Here is a 16512-nt window from a genome sequence, read left to right as displayed (position 1 = left end):
GGAAGGGGCACCATGATCCAGTCGGGAACCGAAGAAATGCCATACCCCAATTGAGGCAAGAGACGACGGAAGAGTCAATCAAAACAGACGTGTATATACGTGATTTCCGCCATGCGTTCGGCGCATTCCTGCACAAGCTTATGAAATACGGAAATTTTCGCCCAAGTAGACGCGGCGGACGTTTTCGTTCTCGACCACCTCATCCGGACTGCCGGACATCAGAACCTGTCCGTCATGCAGGATATAGGCGCGGTCCACGATTTCCAGCGTTTCCCGCACGTTGTGATCGGTGATCAGAACCCCGATGCCGCGTTTCTTCAGATCGGCCACCAGATGGCGAATATCGCCTACGCTGATCGGATCGACCCCCGCAAAGGGCTCATCCAGCAAAAGATATTTCGGATCGGCGGCCAGACAGCGCGCGATCTCGACCCGGCGGCGCTCACCGCCTGACAGGGCCAGCGCTGGCGCACGGCGCAGATGTTCGATCGAGAAATCCGACAGCAGCTCTTCCAGCCGCTCCTTGCGGCGATGAGCGTGCTGAACTGTGATGTCGAGCACGGCGGCGATATTGTCTTCGACACTCATCCCGCGGAAAATCGACATTTCCTGCGGCAGGTAGCCGATACCCAAACGCGCGCGGCGGTACATCGGAAGGGTCGTCACAACCTGTCCGTCAATGGTGACCGTGCCCGCCTCGGGGAACACCAGTCCGGCGACCGAATAGAACGTTGTGGTCTTACCCGACCCGTTCGGTCCCAGCAGCGCCACAACCTCGGACCGGTCCAGCGTCATCGACACGTCGCGGATCACCGTTTTTTTGCGGTAGGATTTGCGTAGCTTTTCAATCTTGAGACCGGATTTGCCCTGGGCCACGGTCAGTTCGGGACGCGCCATCAGTTGGCGCCCTGCTGCAGAATGGTTTTGACATTGCCGGTCATCGTCGCGGTGCCTGCGGTCAGGTCGGCATTCATCTGATCGCCGCTGATGGTGCTGGGACCTTGCGTCAGCAGCACATTACCCTTCATCACAATCTCGCCCGAGTCGATGGTGTATTCGGCCCAGTCGCCCTCAGCCGCATCGGGCGGGCTGACCAGAACCACATCCTCGGTCGCTTCCATCCGTTCGATGCCCGAACGGTCTTCGTTGTAGATGACCAGAACCCGTTCCGCCGTCAGGCGCATTTCGCCCTGAATGACGATCACGTTGCCCAAGAATTCGGCCGACCCGTCCTCTTGATTGACGTTCAGCCGCTCTGACGTCACCTCGACCGGCAGGGTCGGATCGGCCTTGGTCGCGCCAAACGCCACCTGCGTTTCCTGCGCCACAGCAGAACCAGTGCCAAACATCAAAGCAACACAAAAGGGGACAAATCGAAAGTCGAACACAGGTTATCTTTCTGCTTTTTCCGGCTCGTATATCAGTTTCACGCCGTCTGTAAAAATAATATGCACAGGTCCATCGGTTTTTTCGGTGCCAAAGCGCATGCCGCCTGCGGTGAAGTTCCCGATAATCCCGGTGCCATTGACCTGTCCGGGCGCGTCCCCGCGGATTTCGTCCAGCGCGGTATTCAGCAAATCGGTCGTGATTTCGGTGCCATCGGTCGAGGTGATAACAACATCCCCCACGAATGTGGCGGTGTTCTTGTCGGGTCGGATCATGCCCGAATTGGAATCCAGCGTGATCACCCCGCCATCGGACAAGCCCATCCGCCCCCGGAATTCAGCGGCGGTGGGAACCGAGTTCTCGGTGCCCTGAGTGGCCCGGATCGCCTGGATCTGAACCTCTTCGCCCTTGCGGGTCGTGCCGCGGTAATTGGGCTGCGTGACCACCTGATCCGCCAGCCGTTCCTCGATGTCCTTTTGAGTGAACGGCACATTCACATCGGTTTCGATGCTGCGCGACAGAAGGAACACGGTGGACAGCATCAGGATGGCCACCAATGGCAGCACCACCTTGAAGAACTGAACCATGCGTGAATGTCCGTCCACCGCAATACCCTCCGCCTAGCCCAGCCCGACGCGCAGGCAGTCGTGGATATGCAACAGCCCCTGCGCCGGACCGGGCGCGTCGGGGTCTACGACAAAAAGCGAGGTGATCTTGCGGTCGTTCATGATCGCAACCGCCTCTTCCGCCATGGCGTTGGGCGCGATGGTCAGGGGGTTCTCGGTCATCACCTCGGCAGTGGTCTTGTCCAGCAAGCCGTCCATGTTCCGGCGCAAGTCGCCATCGGTGACGATGCCCAAAAGGCTGCCTGCCGCATCGGTGACGCCCACAACGCCAAAGCTTTTCTGGCTCATGACCAGCAGCGCCTCGCTCATGGGCGTATCGATAGAGACCAGGGGCAGATCCTTGTGCATCAAATCCTGCACGGTTGACAGCTGCGCGCCCAGCTTGCCGCCGGGATGGAAGGCGCGGAAATCCTCGGGCTTGAAATCCCGGTGCTTCATCAGCGCAATCGCCAGCGCATCGCCCATGGCCAGTGTCAGCGTGGTCGAGATCGAGGGCACCATGCCAAAGCCACACGCCTCACCCAGTGACGGGATCAGCAGGTGCACATCCGCTTGTTTCATCAGGGTGCTTTCGGGCTTGCTGGACAGGCCGATCAGCGGAATGCCAAAGCGGCGGGTAAAGGCCAGCAGGTTCACCAGTTCCGGCGCCTCGCCCGAGTTCGAGATGGCCAGAACCACATCGCCCTTGGACACCATGCCCAGATCACCGTGGCTCGCCTCGGCCGGATGCACGAAATAGGCAGGCGTGCCGGTACTGGCCAGCGTGGCGGCGATCTTGTGACCGATATGGCCCGATTTGCCGATACCGCTGATGATGATACGGCCCGGAGCCTGCAGGATCAGCTGCACCGCTTCGGCAAAATGGTCGTCCAGCCCTTCGGCCAGAACGTCCAGTGCACGGGCTTCATCCGTGACGACCTGTCGGGCGGTTTTCAGAAATGCTTCGGAATCGGTCATGAGTGCGCAAAAATATCCGTTTCGGGCCAACCGGCGAGGTCAAGCTTCGCACGCATCGGCAAGAAGTCAAAACACGCCTGTGCCATCTCGGTCCGACCTTCACGGGCAAGGCGACCATCCAACGCATCACGCAACTGGTGCAGATACAATACGTCCGAGGCTGCATAGTCCAGCTGGGCATCTGTCAGCGTCTCGGCGCCCCAATCGCTCATCTGTTGCTGTTTTGAGATGTCGACACCGATCAGTTCCTGACACAGGTTTTTCAGCCCATGCCGGTCGGTATAGGTGCGCACCAGACGGCTGGCGATCTTGGTGCAATAGACCGGCGCGGCCAGCGCCCCGAACGCGTGGTACATCGCCGCAATATCGAAGCGGCCAAAATGGAACAGCTTCAGGACGTTGGGGTTCTCCAGCATCGCACACAGGTTCGGGGCCTCGGTCTGGCCTATTTCGACCTGCACGATGTGGCTGTTGCCATCGCCGCCCGACATCTGGATCACACACAGGCGGTCGCGATGCGGGTTCAGCCCCATGGTTTCGCAATCAATGGCCACAACAGGGCCCAAATCCAACCCGTCCGGCAGGTCGTTCTTATAAAGGTGGTTCGCCACGCGGGTCTTCCTTTGTCAGGTATCGCCCCCGAGATAGGAGGTTTGGGCCGCAAACTCAACGCTATCAATAGAATGCGACCAAGTTGCGCGGGTTTCTTGACCTTGGCGGTTTTGGGCTGACAATTAGGGCAGGTGCGAATTGCCACAACAGGTCCGACCCCAACATGCTGGATGTACTGCGAAACCGCGTTTACCGCCACTTGCTGGCGGCGCAGATTGTGGCCTTGATGGGCACCGGTCTGGCGACGGTTGCGCTGGGATTGCTGGCTTTCGATCTGGCCGGAGAAGCCGCCGGGCTGGTTCTGGGGACAGCTCTGACGATCAAGATGGTGGCCTATGTCACGGTCGCCCCCATCGCAGCCGCCTTTGCCGACCGTTTTGACCGTCGCCGGATGCTGGTGACTTTGGATCTTGTGCGCGCGGGCGTCGCGATCTGCCTGCCCTTCGTGACCGAGATCTGGCAGATCTATGTGCTGATCTTCTTTCTGCAATCAGCCTCGGCCGGATTCACACCGGCATTTCAGGCCACCATACCGGATGTCCTGACGGACGAGCAGGATTATACCAAGGCTCTGTCGCTGTCGCGTCTTGCCTATGATCTGGAAAGCCTGCTCAGCCCGTCGCTTGCCGCTGCGTTGCTGTTGGCGGTCAGCTTTGACAGCCTGTTCTGGGGCACGGGCCTTGGGTTCGCCGCCTCGGCACTGCTGGTGATTTCGGTGGCGCTGCCCTCACCCAAACCAACTGCGCGGCGCGGGATTTATGACCGAACCACCCGCGGTATCCGCCTGTACCTGCGCACGCCGCGTCTGCGCGGGCTTCTGGCGCTGACCTGGACAGCAGCAGCGCTAAGCGCGATGGTCATCGTCAACACCGTCGTCATCGTGCGCAGCGATCTCGGCCTGGCTGACAGCGCCGTGGCCATCGCGCTTGCCGGGTACGGAGGCGGGTCGATGCTGGCCGCCTTTGCCCTGCCCGGACTGCTGAACAGATACACAGATCGCAGCACTATGTTGACCGGGGCCGTCATCGCATTGGGAACCATGATTGCGGCTGCGGCTGCGTTTGCCCTCGGTCCGGTCTCGCTGTTCGGGCTAGCCTTGCTTTGGGCTTGCGCGGGTTTCGGCTATTCAGCCACGCTGACGCCTTCGGGCCGCCTGTTGACCCGCTCGACCCGCCCCGAGGATCGCCCGGCGATTTTTGCGGCGCAATTCACCCTCTCGCATGTGTGCTGGTTGTTTTTGTATCCGTTTGCAGGGTGGATGATGACGCGCTTTGGGGCCGCCCCCACGCTTGCTGCAATCGCATTGATCGCAGCGCCCGGCATTGTGGCGGCATCCCTGATCTGGCCGCACGCAACCGCGCGCACTGACACGTCTTGAGCCCGGCGCCCTCTCTGGACTACACCTTGCGCACCATGGACCAGTTAGACCGTCGTATCATCACCGCGTTACAACACAACGCCCGCGAATCAACCTCGAAAATCGCGGCAAAGCTGGGCGTGGCCCGGACCACCGTGCACGAACGCATCCGCCGGATGGAGGAAAGCGGTCTGATCGCCGGGTATTCGGTGATTTTGAACAGCTCCGAAGACGCCCCGCGCGTGCAGGTCGTTGTGCTGCTGGAAGTGCAGCAAAAGGAAACCACCCGCATCATCAAACGGATTGAGGCCTACCCCGAGGTAAAACTCTGCCTGTCCATCAATGGTGAGTTCGACCTGCTGCTGTCGGCCGAAGCCCCACGCCTTGAGGATCTGGATATTCTGGTCGACGATCTGGCCAAAATCCCCGGCGTGCTGCGCACCAATACCAGCGTCGTATTCGGGCGGCGGATTGATCGAATCTGATTGGCTGATAACCCTCTGTAAACCCAAGCGGGACTAGCTTGGCCGGGATGGATCAGAATCCCGGACCGGCAGAATGCCCTATCGATTTATCTTTGGACTGAGTTTCCTTGCGCTTGGCTGGGCGCAACAGGGCTTTGCCATGTCCGATGCCCGCGTGGCCGGGATATGCGACGCTGCCGCCCGGCGCGCGGCTTTGGCTGAGGGCGTACCGCTTGATGTGATGCGCGCCATTGCACGGGTTGAAACCGGACGCCTGCGGGATGGGCGGTTAGAGCCCTGGCCCTGGACCATCAATGTTGAAGGACAAGGGTTTTGGTTCACCTCGGAATATGAGGCGAAGACCTATGTCTTCAACATCTTCAAAGCGGGCAAACGCAGCTTTGACATCGGCTGCTTCCAGATCAATTATCGCTGGCACGGCAAAGCGTTCCGGTCCATCGACGCCATGTTCGACCCCGATGAAAACGCCACCTACGCAGCGCGCTTTCTGAACGACCTCTATGCCGAGCTTGGTTCGTGGCAGGCCGCTGTCGGGGCCTATCACTCACGCACGCCGTCGCTGGCCAACGCCTATTCCGGCCGGTTTCAAACCGTTCTTGCGCAGCTGGATCAAACGGTGCCGGTGGCACCGGAACCGCACGATCCCTTCACCGCTGCGGCGACACCCCTGATCCCCGTGACCCTGCCACAATCGGGCGGGGGCGCGTTGGGGTCACTTGTTCCGCCATCCGGCTCCGCCAGCGCCTTCATCTCGTTCAACTAGGAGGCACGCGTGCCCAAGATCGACACTCGTTCCCTGTTCTCACCGACCGTGCTGCTGGCGTTGGCGCTGATGACGGTCATCGTGATGATGATCCTGCCGATGCCCGCCTGGGTGCTGGATGTCGGGTTGGCGGCCTCCTTCGCGCTGGCGATCCTGATCTTTACGCTGACCCTGTTCATTGAGCGGCCACTGGATTTTTCATCCTTCCCGACGATCCTGCTGGCCTCGCTGATGTTGCGGCTGTCGCTGAACGTGTCCTCGACCAAGCTGATCATTGGTGAAGGGCATACCGGCCCCAACGCTGCTGGAGACGTGATCGAAGGGTTCGCCGATTTCGTCATGGGCGGCAGTGTATTCCTGGGTCTGGTGGTGTTCGGTGTGCTGTTGATCGTGAACTTCATGGTCATCACCAAAGGCGCGGCCCGCATGGCCGAGGTTGGCGCGCGATTCGCACTGGATGGCATGCCGGGTAAGCAGCTGGCCATCGACAGCGACATGTCCGCAGGTGCCATCGACCACCAACAGGCCAAAGAGCGGCGCGAGCGGGAACAGCAGGAAACAACCTTTTTCGGCTCGCTCGACGGCGCATCGAAATTCGTCAAAGGCGATGCGGTTGCCGGTTTGCTGATCACACTGCTGAATCTGGTGATGGGCCTGATCATGGGCGTGATCGTGCATGGCATGCCGATTTCCTCGGCGTTTGAGACCTATGCCATCCTGACCGTGGGCGACGGGCTGGTGTCGCAAATCCCGGCGGTGATCATCTCGATCGCGTCTGCGCTGCTGCTGGCGCGGGGCGGCACGCAGGGGGCGACGGATAACGCGATCTTCTCGCAACTAGGCAAACATCCGGCGGCGCTTGGCACCGTTGCGATGTTGATGGTGCTGTTTGCGCTGGTCCCCGGCCTGCCATTTCTGCCCTTCATTCTGGGGGCCAGCGTGCTGGGATATGCCGCCTTCAACGTGCACCGCAAACAAAAGGCCGAGGAAGAGGCCGCGCTGGAACCTGCCCCTCAGGACGAAACGCCGGTATCGCAGGCCATTGGCGACATTCTGGATCTGGACGACGTGCATCTGGAATTTGCCCCCGATCTGGTCAGCATGGTGCTGAACCCCGGCACCGGTCTGGACGCGCGGATCGCCAATATGCGCACCTATGTTGCGTCCAGCTTTGGTCTGATCCTGCCTGACATTCGTCTGACCGACCGCGCCGATCTGCCCATGGGCACCTATGTGGTCAAGGTGCAAGGCGTCGAACAGGCGCGTGGCGTGTTGAACCCCGATCTGGTGCTGGCGCTGGTGCAGGATGACCGTGACATGCTGCCCGAAGGCAATGACGTGACCGAGCCCGTCTATGGCGCCCCCGCCCGCTGGATTCTGCCCAAGGATCAAGAGGCCGCGGCGATGAGCGGGGCCACCATCGTCTCACCGCCCGAGATTCTGGCCACCCATCTGCTTGAGATCATCAAACAGAATTTCTCGCGTCTGCTGACGCTGAAATCCCTGCGCCGCCTGTTGTCCGAGATGACGCGGCTCAGCGATCCGGTCCGGGCCGAGGCAAACCGCAAGCTGCTGGATGAACTGATCCCCGACAAGGTGCCGATCGACACGCTTCATGCGGTGCTGCGGCTGTTGCTGGACGAACGTGTCTCGATCCGCAACATGGCGCTGATCCTCGAAAGCGTGGCCGAAGCGCGGCTGACCACAACACAACCCGAAGGCATCTGCGAACTGGTCCGGCAGCGGCTGGGCTTCCAACTGGTGGCCGAGATGAAGCGCGACGATGGCTCGATCCCGCTGATCCAGCTGGCCCCGGAATGGGAGGATACATTCTCGACCTACCAGATCGACGCGCCCAATGCGGGTCTGGACGTGGCGCTGCCGCCGAATCTGTTCAACAAGCTGGCGGATGGCGTGGTCGACAGCGTGACGCAATCGGCCGATCACGGGGTGTTTCCCGCCGTCGTCACCTCGACCCGGCGGCGGCGATTGCTGCGCACCATCATGCACGCGCGAGGTGTGGCAAACCCGGTTCTGTCCTTTGAGGAAATCGGGCTTGAGGCGCGCCCGGCCCTGGTCGGAACGGTGCCCGCGTGATCGCCCTGCCGCCCGAGCTGCTGCCTCAGCTGGGCGAGGGCCTGTGGCACCTGTTTGCCGTGTTTCTGCGCGTATCTGCCATGGTCTCACTGCTGCCCGCCTTTGGCGAACGCAGCATCCCGACCCGTGTCAAACTGGCGATCTCAGCGGCTTTTACACTGATCGTCACGCCCGCCATACAGGCTCAGATCGCGGAGCCCGGCCTGTTCCCGATGGCGCGCCTGATCGTGATCGAGGTGCTGATCGGCGTGGTTCTGGGCCTTGGCCTGCGCCTGTTTGTTCTGGCTCTGCAAACCGCCGGGTCCATCGCGGCGCAGGCGACGTCGCTGTCCCAAATTCTTGGCGGTGCGGCGGCCGATCCGGTTCCCGCAATGGGGTATCTGCTGACACTCGCCGGGCTGACGCTGGCGGTGATCCTGGGGTTGCACATCCGTGTCGCGCAGTTTCTGATCCACAGCTACACCTTGTTTCCCATGGGCACGGCCCCAATGGCGCAAGACCTGTCACATTGGGGCGTTCAGCACATCGCGCGCAGCTTTGGGTTGGCTTTTGCGCTGGCGATGCCCTTTGTCATCGCCTCGCTGATCTATAACCTTGCCCTTGGCGTCATCAACCGCGCGATGCCACAGCTGATGGTGGCCTTTGTCGGCGCCCCCGCCATCACCTTTGCGGGCCTGTTTCTGTTGTTCGCTGGCACGCCTCTCATCCTGTCGGTGTGGTCCGATGCCCTGTTCGCCTTCATGGTCAACCCGCTTGAGGATTCCAGATGAGCGGCTCGGATGACGACAGCGACAAGTCCTATGAGCCGACGCCGCAGAAACTGCAGAAAGCGCGCGAAAAGGGTGAGGTGGCCAAATCCAACGACCTGTCGGTCGTGGCTGCCTATACCGGGTTTGCCATCGCGCTTTTTGCGGCCGGGCAATTCGGCGTTCAGCAGTTGGGCAGCCTGTTTGTGGTCCTGATCGACCAGTCCCATTCTTTCGCGCCTTTGCTGACCGAAGGCCCCGCCGCCAGCCCTGTTGGTGGAATGCTGAAAACCGCTCTGCTGTCAGTGCTGATCCTGTTTGCCTTGCCGGCCAGCGCCGTGCTGCTAAGCCTCATCGCCCAGCGCGCGCTGGTCTTTGCCCCCAGCAAGCTGAAACCGAAACTCTCACGCATTTCACTGATATCGAATGCCAAGAACAAATTCGGGCGCGGGGGGCTGTTCGAATTTGCCAAGAGCTTTGTGAAACTGGTGATCTACGGAACCTGCCTGACCCTGTTCCTGCGCGCGAACCTGAGCGATATCCTGTCGGCCAGTGCCGCGCCCGCGCGCTCTTCGGTCATGTTGATGATGAACCTGCTGTTTCGTTTTCTGTTCATCGTCATCGCCGTGGCGCTGGCGATCGGTGTGGTGGACTACCTGTGGCAATATGCCGAGCACATGCGCAAGAACCGCATGTCGCGCAAAGAGATTCAGGACGAAACCAAGGATGCCGAGGGCGATCCGCATGTCAAACAACAACGCCGCCAGCGCGCGCAGGACATTGCCACCAATCAGATGATGTCGGACGTGCCCAAAGCGGATGTGGTGATCGTCAACCCGACCCACTATGCGGTGGCGTTGAAATGGACCCGGACGGCAGGATCGGCCCCGATCTGTGTGGCCAAGGGTGTCGATGAGGTCGCCGCCGCGATCCGCGCCCGCGCCATCGAATCCGGTGTGCCCATCCACTCTGATCCACCTACCGCACGCGCGTTGCATGCGGCGGTCGAGGTCGGCCAGGAAATCGCTGAGGAACATTACCGCCCGGTCGCCGCCGCGATCCGGTTTGCAGAAGCGATGCGCAAACGGGCGAAAGGACAGATCAGATGAAACGAAATGCGTTGTCAGATCTTGGGCATGTAACCGATGCGGCCTTTCAAAAGGAATACAACGCGCTGCGTCCGGTACTAGAGGCCGAAGCCCGCGTGCAGCAACAGCTGGCCCGGCTGGACGCGCAGGTCCGGCAAACGCGTCAGGACAGTGCCGCAACCGACGGGTATCGCGTCACTGGCACGGATGTTTTGTGGAACGGATGGGAATCCGCCACGCGCCGTGAACTGAATATGGAACTGGCCCGGCTGCGGGCCCAAAAGCTGGCGGCAATGGACAAGTTGCGGATGGCATTTAGCCGCCAACAGGCTGTTGCAAACCTGTCGGCGGCCCAAATGCTTGCGCTGAAGCAGGCGCAGGCCAAGAAACAGCTCGGTTAGACGTCCTGGCGGCTGACGCTCATGATCAGCACCTGCGAGACGTCATCCCCCAGATCCTTGCGCGCCATTTCCAGCAGCGCCTTGCGCAGAACCATCATATTGTCGGACTCGGTAAAGGCTCCGTCGAATCCGCCCGTGTTGGCGTGATCGAACATCACCTGTAGGAAGCCGTCACGCAGCTTGGGTTCAACCGCGTAAAAGGCCTCGGTTTTGCCGGGGGTGATCTCAAGGCTCAGCGACATGGTGACCAAAGCCTCAATGCGTTCGGCATCCACGACCGGCACCACGAATTGCTTGGTCAGTTTGAGGTATTCAAACGCGCCCGCATCATCCTTTTTGTCTTTGGTTTTGGCGGATTTCTCTTTGGGTTTGTCGGCTTTGGCCTCCACCTTGTCCTGCTTTTCCATGTCTTTGGCACCGGAGGGCGCCAGAAAAACCCCGGCACCGATCCCGGCACCCAAACCAACCAGAAGCATCAGTACGGGCAAAAGTTTCTTCATCGTATCAACCTCTTAATAGGGCAGAACAGCATCAAGAATCTGCTGGCCATATCGGGGCTGCTGCACATCCGTGATCTGCCCGCGCCCGCCATAGGACACGCGGGCCGATGCGATCTTGTCATAGGTGATCTCATTCCTGCGCGAGATATCCTGCGGGCGCACATAGCCCTGGACCAGCAATTCACGTAGTTCGAAATTCACCCGCAATTCCTGCGAACCCGAGATCGACAGAACCCCGTTTGGCAGCACGTCAACCACGGTCGCAGCGACGCGCAATGTCAGCTTTTCCTTGCGTTTGACCGAACCGTCACCGGTGCTTTCCGACGAGGATTCGATCTCGACCGCTTCGGCCAGGGATGCACCATCAGGCAAATGCTCTGCCGCCCTCTGCGGCAGTCCGAACAGGCCTACAATTCCCAGACTTTCCGATGCCGAACGCGAGCGTTCCGTATCGTTCGAAAATTCAGCCTTTTCATCCAGCTCGATCACGACCGTCAGGATGTCACCCTTCTTGATCGCCCGCTGATCCCCCAGCAATGAGCTCTGCCCCCCGCTCCATAACGAGGATCGGTCGACCGTGCGCTGCGGTTGCGTGTGCAGGGGTAGGCCCGGCCACAGCATGGCGACGTGCTCGGGCGAATCCTCATTGGGGGTAAAGCTTGGCGGCTTGCCCAGATGATCCGCCCGCCCGCAGGCCGATACGGCAAGAACGGCGAACAGCAGTGATTTCGTAAGTCCTGACATCATTTTACCTCGATTTGTCCGTCGGGCCGGATCAGGCCGGTTACGGTGGTGCGGGAAGACAGGTTCATGACCCGGATGCGGTCCCCGGCAGCCCCGCGCCCCAGCGCACGGCCTTCGGCGGTGATCGACAGCGGTTTGCGGTCAAAGATCAGCACCACCAGGTCATTGCGATCCACCAGGGCCGGCGCGCCGACATCCTGTTGGCGGATCGGGCGGCCGGGATAAAGGGCAACACGGGCCTCTTTCCCGATCAGAAACTCGGGGTTGGTCACCGCGCCGGGCACGTTCTGCGCCTTGAATTCCAGATCGGTGGCCGAGATGATTTCCTTGGCGCGAATAGTGCGGGTTGGCACCACGATGTCAGCCAGGGCTGAGATCGGCAGGATCAGCAATAGGATCAGAAACCGCATCACCGCACCTGCGTCGTTGCGCCCATCATCTGATCGACAGCGGAAATGACCTTGGCGTTCATCTCATATCCGCGCTGCGCCTCGATCAGTTCGGTTACTTCGCGCACCGCGTCGACCGAGCTGTCCTCAAGATAACCCTGCCGCAGGGTGCCCAGCCCGTCCTCGCCCGGGGTTCCCACAACCGGCGCGCCCGAGGCTTCGGTTTCCTTGAACAGGTTGCTGCCGATCGCCTCAAGCCCCTTGGCGTTCGAGAAACTGGCCAGCGTCAGTTCCCCCAGCAGCTGGCCGTCGGCGGTGTCATCGAAATAGGCATAAACCTCACCCGCGCTGTTGATCGAGATCGAGCGCGCATCGTCGGGAATTGTGATCTCGGGCGTGACGGCGTATCCGTCGGACGTTACGATCAGCCCCTCGGCCGAACGTTTCAGGCTGCCGTCGCGGGTAAAGCCCGACTGGCCGTTGGGCAGTGTCACCTCAAGATAGCCGCGCCCTTCGATGGCCACGTCCAGATCGTTGCCGGTGGCCGAAATGGCACCTTGCGCCAGCTGCACGGTCACAGCTGCGGGGCGCACACCCAGACCCAGTTGGATACCTGTCGGCAGAACCGTTCCGTCATTGGCATTCACCGTGCCTGCGCGCGCCATCTGTTGATAATGCAGATCCGCAAACTCGGCCCGGCGTGCGTTGTAGCCGGTGGTATTGGTGTTGGCGAGGTTGTTCGAGATCGTCTCAACCCGCATCTGCTGCGCCGTCATGCCCGTTGCTGCGATTTTCAATGCCCGCATGTTCAAATCCTCCGTTCTAAAGTCACCGCATCAGCGCCTTCAGCGCCCCGCGTACACGTTCGTCTTCGGTTTCCAGAAAGCTCTGGCCCAGCTCATAGGCTCGCTGAATCTCGACCAGCCGGGTGACCTGATGCACCGCGTTCACGTTCGAGCCTTCGAGGAACCGGTGCAAAACCACCGGATTGTCCACCGGGTCGATCTGCGCCTCGGCGCGGAACTGGGTGCTGCCCTCACGCACCAGTGTCTTGGGGTCTTCGACCCGGTAGATCCCGATCTGCCCCAAAAGCTGCCCCTCAATGCTGAGCGTGCCATCGCTGCCCACGTCGATTGAGGACGCGTCCGGCGGGATGAATACGGGCGCACCGTTGACGTCCAGCACCCGGTGGCCGTCCATGGTCACCAGATCGCCCTCGGCACTGGGGGAAAACGCCCCCGCCCGGGTCAGCCGATTGCCGCCGGGTGTTTCGACCATAAAGAAACCGTCGCCTTCGATGGCGAAATCGAAATCCCCTCCGGTCTCGGTCAGCAGACCCTGTTGCAGCGATGTATTGCGCACCTCGGCCCGCGCCATCGACAGGGACGGATTGCCCGGCATGTCGCGGACGAACTCGGAAAACACCAGCCCCTGCGCGCGGTAGCCGGTGGTGTTGGCATTGGCGATATTGTTCGCCACCAACCGCATTTCATTCATCAGCCCCGACTGGCGGGACAAGGTGGTATAGGCGGTATCCATCAGCGACCTCCGGCGATCAGCGGGATGAGGGTTGTGGTGAAAAAGGTCACCAGCGTCTGGGTCATGAAGCCCATGGAAATCCAGAACACGATGACGATGGCGATCAGTTTGGGCACGAAGGTCAGCGTCATTTCCTGCACCGAGGTCAGCGCCTGGAACAGGCCCACGACCAGGCCCGAGACCAGCGCCACCGCCAGGATCGGGACCGAGGTGATGACCGCGACCCAAAGCGCCTGACGCACGATGTCATAGAAGAGACCTTCGCTCAGCATCAGGTCAGACCGGCATCCGCAGAATTTCCTGATACGCCTCAACCACCTTGTTGCGGACGATCACGGCGGTTTCCACGGCCAGTTCGGTCTGAGCCAGCGCCTGTACCAGCGCATGCGGATCGGCCTGCCCGGTCATAGCGGCCTGCGACATCTGCTCAGAGTGTTTCAACGTCGCGGTGAAATCCTGAAAGGTGTTGCGCAGACCTTGCGCCATTCCGGCGTGATCGGGATCGGCCTGCGTGGCCGGGCGTGCAACGGCGTAATTCTGCGCCGCGGTCAGGGATCGGATATCCATTCTGGTGTCCTTTATTTTCTGAGAAGTTCCATAAGGCTCGACGACATCTGCCGTGTCTGGTCGAACATCTTGAGATTGGCCTCATAGCTGCGCTGCGCCTCACGGGCGTCGGCGATCTCGATCATCAGATCGACATTCGAGCCGCGATAATGCCCGGTCTCATCCGCCATAGGATGGCCGGGGTCGTAGATGCGCGAACCGTCGCGGCGGTCCAGCTTGACCCGCCCGGTCTGCACCACCTCACGCCCGTCTTTCTGCACGGTTTCGAACGGCACGGTCTTGCGGCGATAACCCGGCGTATCCGCGTTCGAGATATTCTCGGACACATGCCGCAGCCGCGCCGATTGCGCCCGCAGGGCACTGGTCGAGGCGGCAAGGGAATGGGAAAAATCACTCATCTCTCTGCCCCCTTACGCCCGGCCCAAACTGCTGCGCAGGATGTTCATCGAGGATTTGTAGATGGTCAGCGCGCGGTCATGCTGACGTTTGACCTCAACCGCTTTGAACATTTCTTCCTCAACAGAAACGCCGTTGCCATTGGGATCGCCCGAGGGCGCGGCCTCGTACTCGGCCCATGTCTGCGGGGCGCTTGCACCGTTCAGATGTGCAGCGCGGGTGGCGGTCATCGCGACCTCACCCCCCGATTTTTCGAATGCTTTTTGAAAGCCCTCAAGATCGCGGGGCTGGTAGCCCGGCGTATCCGCATTGGCCATGTTGCGCGCGATGACGGCCTGCCGTTGCCCGGCATGGGTTGCCATTGCGTACGCTGTTTTAAAGACGTTCAGGTCATAGAACATCGGGGCTTCTCCCTCGATCAATTTCAATCAAGGCTTAACCCCGATTCCTTTAGAAACCGTTTTCAGAAACCCGTTGGAGAACCCACGATGCCCGATCTCGACCCAAGCTTTCTGAAATGCAAATTCGACCGCCTGTCCGCAGTGCGCCATATGGGTCTTGTGTCCGGTGTGGCGCGCGGAGTCATTGAAATTCAATGGCTTGAGGGGCAGGCACGGATCGGCGACCACCTGACTTTGCGGCGACGCAGCGGCCCGGATCTGGCCGGAGAGGTGCTGCATGTCGAATCGGATCTGATTCACATGATGCCCACGGCGGCACCCGATGGCGTCTGTCTGGGGGATCGGGTGATTCTGGATCAGACCCCGGCTTTTGCGCCCGGGATGCACTGGCTGGGGCGGGTGGTTGATCCGTTCGGCAAACCGCTGGACGGCAAACCGCTGCTGCCCGGCACGCAGGAGCGCGACATCATGCAGGCCCCGCCCCCCGCCGTCGCCCGCAAACCGCTGGGCACCCGGATGGAGACCGGGCTGGCCATGCTCAACACCATGCTGCCGGTGGTTCAGGGCCAGCGAATCGGTCTGTTTGCCGGATCGGGCGTGGGTAAATCGACCCTGCTGGCCACATTGGCCAAGTCGATGCAGGCGGATGCCGTTGTTGTCGCGCTGGTCGGGGAACGCGGGCGCGAGGTGAATGAGTTTGTCGAACACGCGCTGGGGGCCGAGGGGATGAAGCGGTCGATTGTGGTGGCCGCCACGTCAGATCAATCGGCACTGGCGCGCCGGCGCTGCGCGTGGTCGGCGATGTCGGTGGCCGAATATCTGCGCGATCAGGGGCTGAATGTTCTGTTTCTGGCCGATTCGGTGACCCGCTTTGCCGAAGCCCATCGCGAAATCGCCGTCGCCATGGGAGAGGCCCCGTCGCTGCGCGGCTTCCCCCCATCCGTGACGCCGCTGATTGCCAGCCTGTGCGAACGCGCCGGACCCGGCACGTCAGGTCAGGGCGACATCACGGCCGTGTTCAGCGTTCTGGTGGCCGGATCGGATATGGATGAGCCTGTGGCCGACATCCTGCGCGGCGTGCTGGACGGGCATATCGTGCTGAACCGCGACATTGCCGAGCGTGGGCGATTCCCGGCCATTGACCTCAGCCGTTCGGTCTCACGCAGCCTGCCCGGCGCGGCGTCCGAGGAGGAAAACCGCATGATCGCGGAAACCCGCAAACTGGTCGGCAGCTATGAACAATCCGAGGTGATGATCAAAGCGGGGCTGTATTCCGAAGGCGCCGACCCGCTGCTGGATCAGGCCGTGCGCGTGCATGAGGAACTGGATGCCTTCTTTGGCAAGGCCGAGCCGGATGGGATCAAAAACAGCTTCAACCATCTGCAACTGATTCTGCGGCGGGCCGGGCCCATGGCGCCGCGGTGAAATCTGAACAGTTTTAAGTGTTAAGCCCACCTT

At 61.1% G+C, this 16512-nt stretch carries 22 protein-coding genes; 8 read left to right on the top strand and 14 right to left on the bottom strand.

The window, feature by feature from the left end; genetic code table 11:
• Positions 1-138: 138 nt before the first annotated feature.
• Genes lptB through ACRZ94_RS20000 form a run of 5 tightly spaced genes read right to left on the bottom strand, consistent with a single transcriptional unit; the run spans position 139 to position 3580 of the window.
• Positions 139-897, bottom strand: a complete 759-nt coding sequence (lptB, locus tag ACRZ94_RS20020; RefSeq protein WP_480656513.1) for an LPS export ABC transporter ATP-binding protein — start codon at positions 895-897, stop codon at positions 139-141.
• Positions 897-1349, bottom strand: a complete 453-nt coding sequence (locus tag ACRZ94_RS20015) for an LptA/OstA family protein (RefSeq protein WP_480656515.1) — start codon at positions 1347-1349, stop codon at positions 897-899. Before ACRZ94_RS20015 ends, lptB begins: the two co-directional genes overlap by 1 nt.
• Before the next feature lie 42 nt (positions 1350-1391).
• Positions 1392-1973 carry an LPS export ABC transporter periplasmic protein LptC gene (lptC, locus tag ACRZ94_RS20010; RefSeq protein WP_480798161.1) on the bottom strand — a complete coding sequence of 194 codons (582 nt, stop codon included), beginning with the start codon at positions 1971-1973 and terminating at the stop codon, positions 1392-1394.
• A 33-nt stretch (positions 1974-2006) separates the two neighbouring features.
• Entirely contained in the window at positions 2007-2969 is a 963-nt protein-coding gene (locus ACRZ94_RS20005; RefSeq protein ID WP_480798160.1) for a KpsF/GutQ family sugar-phosphate isomerase, read from the bottom strand.
• A complete protein-coding gene (locus ACRZ94_RS20000; RefSeq protein ID WP_480656520.1) occupies positions 2966-3580 on the bottom strand; it encodes a ribonuclease D in 615 nt (204 codons plus the stop codon). The genes ACRZ94_RS20005 and ACRZ94_RS20000 overlap by 4 nt, the downstream gene beginning before the upstream one ends.
• A 164-nt stretch (positions 3581-3744) precedes the next feature.
• Between ACRZ94_RS20000 and ACRZ94_RS19995 the strand changes: the two genes are divergently transcribed.
• From ACRZ94_RS19995 to ACRZ94_RS19965, 7 genes are all read left to right on the top strand, one after another.
• A complete protein-coding gene (locus ACRZ94_RS19995) occupies positions 3745-4959 on the top strand; it encodes an MFS transporter (protein ID WP_480656522.1) in 1215 nt (404 codons plus the stop codon).
• A complete protein-coding gene (locus ACRZ94_RS19990; protein WP_480656524.1) occupies positions 4956-5423 on the top strand; it encodes an Lrp/AsnC family transcriptional regulator in 468 nt (155 codons plus the stop codon). Before ACRZ94_RS19995 ends, ACRZ94_RS19990 begins: the two co-directional genes overlap by 4 nt.
• A 73-nt stretch (positions 5424-5496) precedes the next feature.
• Positions 5497-6186, top strand: a complete 690-nt coding sequence (locus ACRZ94_RS19985; RefSeq protein ID WP_480656526.1) for a lytic transglycosylase domain-containing protein — start codon at positions 5497-5499, stop codon at positions 6184-6186.
• A 9-nt stretch (positions 6187-6195) separates the two neighbouring features.
• Entirely contained in the window at positions 6196-8283 is a 2088-nt protein-coding gene (gene flhA, locus ACRZ94_RS19980) for a flagellar biosynthesis protein FlhA (RefSeq protein ID WP_480798159.1), read from the top strand.
• Entirely contained in the window at positions 8280-9053 is a 774-nt protein-coding gene (locus ACRZ94_RS19975) for a flagellar biosynthetic protein FliR (protein WP_480798158.1), read from the top strand. The genes flhA and ACRZ94_RS19975 overlap by 4 nt, the downstream gene beginning before the upstream one ends.
• A complete protein-coding gene (flhB, locus tag ACRZ94_RS19970) occupies positions 9050-10138 on the top strand; it encodes a flagellar type III secretion system protein FlhB (protein WP_480798157.1) in 1089 nt (362 codons plus the stop codon). The genes ACRZ94_RS19975 and flhB overlap by 4 nt, the downstream gene beginning before the upstream one ends.
• Positions 10135-10518 carry a hypothetical protein gene (locus ACRZ94_RS19965; protein WP_480656534.1) on the top strand — a complete coding sequence of 128 codons (384 nt, stop codon included), beginning with the start codon at positions 10135-10137 and terminating at the stop codon, positions 10516-10518. Before flhB ends, ACRZ94_RS19965 begins: the two co-directional genes overlap by 4 nt.
• Here ACRZ94_RS19965 and ACRZ94_RS19960 read toward each other — a convergent pair.
• From ACRZ94_RS19960 to ACRZ94_RS19920, 9 genes are read right to left on the bottom strand one after another with little or no spacing between them, the layout of a single operon-like run.
• Entirely contained in the window at positions 10515-11018 is a 504-nt protein-coding gene (locus ACRZ94_RS19960; protein WP_480656536.1) for a flagellar basal body-associated protein FliL, read from the bottom strand. The two genes, ACRZ94_RS19965 and ACRZ94_RS19960, sit on opposite strands and share 4 nt — an antisense overlap.
• Before the next feature lie 12 nt (positions 11019-11030).
• Positions 11031-11762, bottom strand: coding sequence for a flagellar basal body L-ring protein FlgH (flgH, locus tag ACRZ94_RS19955; RefSeq protein ID WP_480656538.1), 732 nt, complete (start codon positions 11760-11762; stop codon positions 11031-11033).
• Positions 11762-12172: a flagellar basal body P-ring formation chaperone FlgA gene (flgA, locus tag ACRZ94_RS19950; protein ID WP_480656540.1), complete on the bottom strand. Its 411-nt coding sequence runs from the start codon at positions 12170-12172 to the stop codon at positions 11762-11764. Before flgA ends, flgH begins: the two co-directional genes overlap by 1 nt.
• Positions 12172-12957: a flagellar basal-body rod protein FlgG gene (gene flgG / locus ACRZ94_RS19945; protein WP_480656542.1), complete on the bottom strand. Its 786-nt coding sequence runs from the start codon at positions 12955-12957 to the stop codon at positions 12172-12174. The genes flgA and flgG overlap by 1 nt, the downstream gene beginning before the upstream one ends.
• Before the next feature lie 22 nt (positions 12958-12979).
• Entirely contained in the window at positions 12980-13690 is a 711-nt protein-coding gene (locus tag ACRZ94_RS19940; RefSeq protein WP_480656544.1) for a flagellar hook-basal body complex protein, read from the bottom strand.
• On the bottom strand, positions 13690-13962 hold the full coding sequence (locus ACRZ94_RS19935; RefSeq protein ID WP_480656546.1) for a flagellar biosynthetic protein FliQ: 273 nt from the start codon (positions 13960-13962) through the stop codon (positions 13690-13692). The genes ACRZ94_RS19940 and ACRZ94_RS19935 overlap by 1 nt, the downstream gene beginning before the upstream one ends.
• Positions 13963-13966: 4 nt before the next feature.
• Complete coding sequence (gene fliE, locus ACRZ94_RS19930) at positions 13967-14257, bottom strand: flagellar hook-basal body complex protein FliE (protein ID WP_366553739.1); 291 nt, start codon at positions 14255-14257, stop codon at positions 13967-13969.
• Between the two features lie 11 nt (positions 14258-14268).
• Positions 14269-14655, bottom strand: a complete 387-nt coding sequence (gene flgC, locus ACRZ94_RS19925; protein WP_480656548.1) for a flagellar basal body rod protein FlgC — start codon at positions 14653-14655, stop codon at positions 14269-14271.
• Between the two features lie 12 nt (positions 14656-14667).
• Complete coding sequence (locus ACRZ94_RS19920; RefSeq protein ID WP_480656676.1) at positions 14668-15054, bottom strand: FlgB family protein; 387 nt, start codon at positions 15052-15054, stop codon at positions 14668-14670.
• Between the two features lie 87 nt (positions 15055-15141).
• Between ACRZ94_RS19920 and ACRZ94_RS19915 the strand changes: the two genes are divergently transcribed.
• Positions 15142-16479, top strand: a complete 1338-nt coding sequence (locus ACRZ94_RS19915; RefSeq protein ID WP_480656550.1) for a FliI/YscN family ATPase — start codon at positions 15142-15144, stop codon at positions 16477-16479.
• The last annotated feature ends 33 nt before the right edge of the window (positions 16480-16512 follow it).

It is taken from the genome of Ruegeria sp. CH10, assembly GCF_056537125.1.
Note: the sequence above shows the minus strand (reverse complement) of the source record. Positions and strands in the feature narration are given on the sequence as shown.

What these genes read in the sequence shown, in the direction of transcription:
- lptB (WP_480656513.1), bottom strand. Translation starts at nt 897, where the DNA reads ATGGCGCGTCCCGAACTGACCGTGGCCCAGGGCAAATCCGGTCTCAAG.
- ACRZ94_RS20015 (WP_480656515.1), bottom strand. Translation starts at nt 1,349, where the DNA reads ATGTTTGGCACTGGTTCTGCTGTGGCGCAGGAAACGCAGGTGGCGTTT.
- lptC (WP_480798161.1), bottom strand. Translation starts at nt 1,973, where the DNA reads ATGGTTCAGTTCTTCAAGGTGGTGCTGCCATTGGTGGCCATCCTGATG.
- ACRZ94_RS20005 (WP_480798160.1), bottom strand. Translation starts at nt 2,969, where the DNA reads ATGACCGATTCCGAAGCATTTCTGAAAACCGCCCGACAGGTCGTCACG.
- ACRZ94_RS19995 (WP_480656522.1), top strand. Translation starts at nt 3,745, where the DNA reads ATGCTGGATGTACTGCGAAACCGCGTTTACCGCCACTTGCTGGCGGCG.
- ACRZ94_RS19985 (WP_480656526.1), top strand. Translation starts at nt 5,497, where the DNA reads ATGCCCTATCGATTTATCTTTGGACTGAGTTTCCTTGCGCTTGGCTGG.
- flhB (WP_480798157.1), top strand. Translation starts at nt 9,050, where the DNA reads ATGAGCGGCTCGGATGACGACAGCGACAAGTCCTATGAGCCGACGCCG.
- ACRZ94_RS19965 (WP_480656534.1), top strand. Translation starts at nt 10,135, where the DNA reads ATGAAACGAAATGCGTTGTCAGATCTTGGGCATGTAACCGATGCGGCC.
- ACRZ94_RS19960 (WP_480656536.1), bottom strand. Translation starts at nt 11,018, where the DNA reads ATGAAGAAACTTTTGCCCGTACTGATGCTTCTGGTTGGTTTGGGTGCC.
- flgH (WP_480656538.1), bottom strand. Translation starts at nt 11,762, where the DNA reads ATGTCAGGACTTACGAAATCACTGCTGTTCGCCGTTCTTGCCGTATCG.
- flgA (WP_480656540.1), bottom strand. Translation starts at nt 12,172, where the DNA reads ATGCGGTTTCTGATCCTATTGCTGATCCTGCCGATCTCAGCCCTGGCT.
- flgG (WP_480656542.1), bottom strand. Translation starts at nt 12,957, where the DNA reads ATGCGGGCATTGAAAATCGCAGCAACGGGCATGACGGCGCAGCAGATG.
- ACRZ94_RS19940 (WP_480656544.1), bottom strand. Translation starts at nt 13,690, where the DNA reads ATGGATACCGCCTATACCACCTTGTCCCGCCAGTCGGGGCTGATGAAT.
- ACRZ94_RS19935 (WP_480656546.1), bottom strand. Translation starts at nt 13,962, where the DNA reads ATGCTGAGCGAAGGTCTCTTCTATGACATCGTGCGTCAGGCGCTTTGG.
- fliE (WP_366553739.1), bottom strand. Translation starts at nt 14,257, where the DNA reads ATGGATATCCGATCCCTGACCGCGGCGCAGAATTACGCCGTTGCACGC.
- flgC (WP_480656548.1), bottom strand. Translation starts at nt 14,655, where the DNA reads ATGAGTGATTTTTCCCATTCCCTTGCCGCCTCGACCAGTGCCCTGCGG.
- ACRZ94_RS19920 (WP_480656676.1), bottom strand. Translation starts at nt 15,054, where the DNA reads ATGTTCTATGACCTGAACGTCTTTAAAACAGCGTACGCAATGGCAACC.
- ACRZ94_RS19915 (WP_480656550.1), top strand. Translation starts at nt 15,142, where the DNA reads ATGCCCGATCTCGACCCAAGCTTTCTGAAATGCAAATTCGACCGCCTG.